The sequence below is a fragment of the Stenotrophomonas sp. 2YAF22 genome, assembly GCF_052114665.1.
GTDB classification, from domain to species: domain Bacteria; phylum Pseudomonadota; class Gammaproteobacteria; order Xanthomonadales; family Xanthomonadaceae; genus Stenotrophomonas; species Stenotrophomonas indicatrix.
Genome location: NZ_JBFRFE010000657.1, coordinates 1 through 2,369, shown reverse-complemented (window position 1 = coordinate 2,369; position 2,369 = coordinate 1). Strand labels below are relative to the sequence as shown.

1 protein-coding gene is annotated in these 2,369 nt (G+C 67.5%); it reads right to left on the bottom strand.

The features are described from left to right. Positions 1 to 43: 43 nt before the first annotated feature. Positions 44 to 2,369: S9 family peptidase (locus AB4Y84_RS19580; RefSeq protein ID WP_442250713.1), on the bottom strand; the 2,326-nt coding region annotated here is incomplete at its 5' end.

Here is a 2,369-nt window from a genome sequence, read left to right as displayed (position 1 = left end):
GTCCATGAGGTTGCCGGCCAGCGGCCGGCACTACCAGCACTGGTCAGCGCGTCTTCTTGGCCTTGCCCTGCTGCACCGGGCCGAGGTTCTGCTCCAGCCAGCGCTCGCTTTCGGCCAGCATCGTCATGATCGATTCGCGTGCGCGGTAGGCATGCGACTCGTTCGGCAGCATCACCAGGCGGGCGGTGCCGCCCAGCCCCTTCACTGCGGCAAACATGCGTTCGCTCTGCATCGGGAAGGTGCCCGAGTTGTTGTCGTCCACGCCGTGGATGAAGAGGATCGGATCCTTGATCCTGTCGGCGTAATTGAACGGCGCCATCTTCTGGTACACGTCCTGCGCCTGCCAGTAGTTGCGCTCTTCGGCCTGGAAACCAAACGGGGTGAGCGTGCGGTTGTAGGCGCCGCTGCGCGCGATACCGGCCTTGAACAGGCGGGTGTGCGCGAGCAGATTGGCGGTCATGAACGCACCGTAGGAGTGGCCACCGATGGCGATGTGCTCGCGGTCGGTCACGCCACGCCGCACCACCTCGGCCACCGCTGCCTGCGCATTGGCCACCAGCTGTTCGATGTAGGTGTCGTTGGGCTCCTTGTCGCCTTCGCCGATGATCGGCATCGACGGGCTGGCCAGCACCACATAGCCCTTGGCCAGGAACGCCTGCGGGCCCCAGTAGCTGATGGCGTTGAAGCGGTACGGCGAATCGGTCACCTGGCTGGCGGCCGCCGCGCTCTTGAACTCACCCGGGTAGGCCCACATCAGCAGCGGCCGCGGACCATCGCGCTTGGGGTCGTAGCCCGGCGGCAGCAGCAGGGTCGCGGTCAGGTCCACGCCGTCCTTGCGCTTGTAGCGGATCTGCTCCTTCTGCACGCCCTTCAGCTGCGGCAGCGGATGGGCGAAATGAGTCAGCGCACGCGGTGCGGCGTTGGTGTCGGCCAGCGACTGCACGTAGAAGTTGGTCGGCTCGTCCGGGCTCTCGCGGCTGATCAGCAGCGAACTGGCCTGCGCATCCAGCAGCGTTACCGGCGCGGCGTAGGTCGGTGCCTGCGAATGGAACAGGCGGGTTGCCTTGCCGCTGGCCACGTCGAAGCGATCAACGAACGGACGGTCGCCTTCCGGCGATGCACCGGCACCGGCCAGGTACAGGCTGCCGCCATCAGCGGTGGTCTGCAGCAGCGAGCGGCCGCGATCATCACTGGCCATCAGCGGGCGGCCCGGATCGGCGTAGCGGTCCTGCGCGTCGCGATCCCACAGCAGCCTGGCATCGGCGCTGGCGTTGTCCGGTGCGATCAGCCAGGTCTTGCTGCGGCGGGTCTTCCACCACGATTCGTTGAGCAGGGCCAGGTCGCCGCGGCCCCAGCTGATGCCGGCATAGCGGCTGCCGAGCTGGGCCAGGGTCACCGGCGGCGTGTCGAATGGTGCGGCCTGCATGAACACCGCATCGCGCACCTTGGCTTCCCTGTTCGGGTCGCCACCATCCTGCGCTTCGGCCCAGACCAGGGTGGCATCGGCATCGCCGCGCCAGCTGATGTCACGCACGCCGGTCACTTCGGCATCGTTGCCGGTCGGCAGGCCTTCCACCAGCGGCCGTACGGCCACGGTATGCACCAGCTTGCCGGTGCTGCGGTCGAGCACTTCGATGCGGCGCGGGAAGCTGCTCAGCGGCACCACGTAGGAGTACGGACGCTGCACCGGCTGGCTGAGCACGAAACGGCCGTCGGGCGACACCGCAAAACCCATGAAGATGCCGGCCGCACCGATGGCACGGCTCTGCCCGTCCAGGCCCACTTCCATCGGTTGGGTGGTGGCGTAGTAATCGAACTGGCGCGCGTCGGCCTCGTTCTTCAGCAGGTCCTGGTAGGTGCGGATGGACACCACGCCACCGCCCTGGCTGGTCTGCTGCACGGCCGGACCGGTCGGGATGCCATCTGCAGCCGGGGCGGCGCCAAGGTTGCTCGGGCGGGTGAACACCACCAGGCCACGGCTGTCCGGCAACCACTGGTAGCCAGTGCCCAGAACGGTGTTCAGGCCGGCGACCAGGCGACGGGCGCTGCCGCCAGCCACGTCCACCAGCCACAGCTCATTGGCCCCGGTAGCGGCATCGACCTGGTTGAAGGCCAGCCACTTCTGGTCCGGCGACCACGTCAGGCTGGCGATCGACAGCGAGGCCGGCAACCCGCTGATCTGCCGCTCCTTGCCGTCAGCCACATTCATCAACCACAGCTTCTGGCCGAAGCTGAAGCGGCTGTCAGAGAAGGTTTTCGGATTGATGCGCAGGCCCGCGAGTTTCAGCTCCGGCTGCGCCACCACCTGGATCGACGGCAGCGACGGCATCTGCATCAGCGCGGCGACATCCCGGCGCGGCGACAGGAAC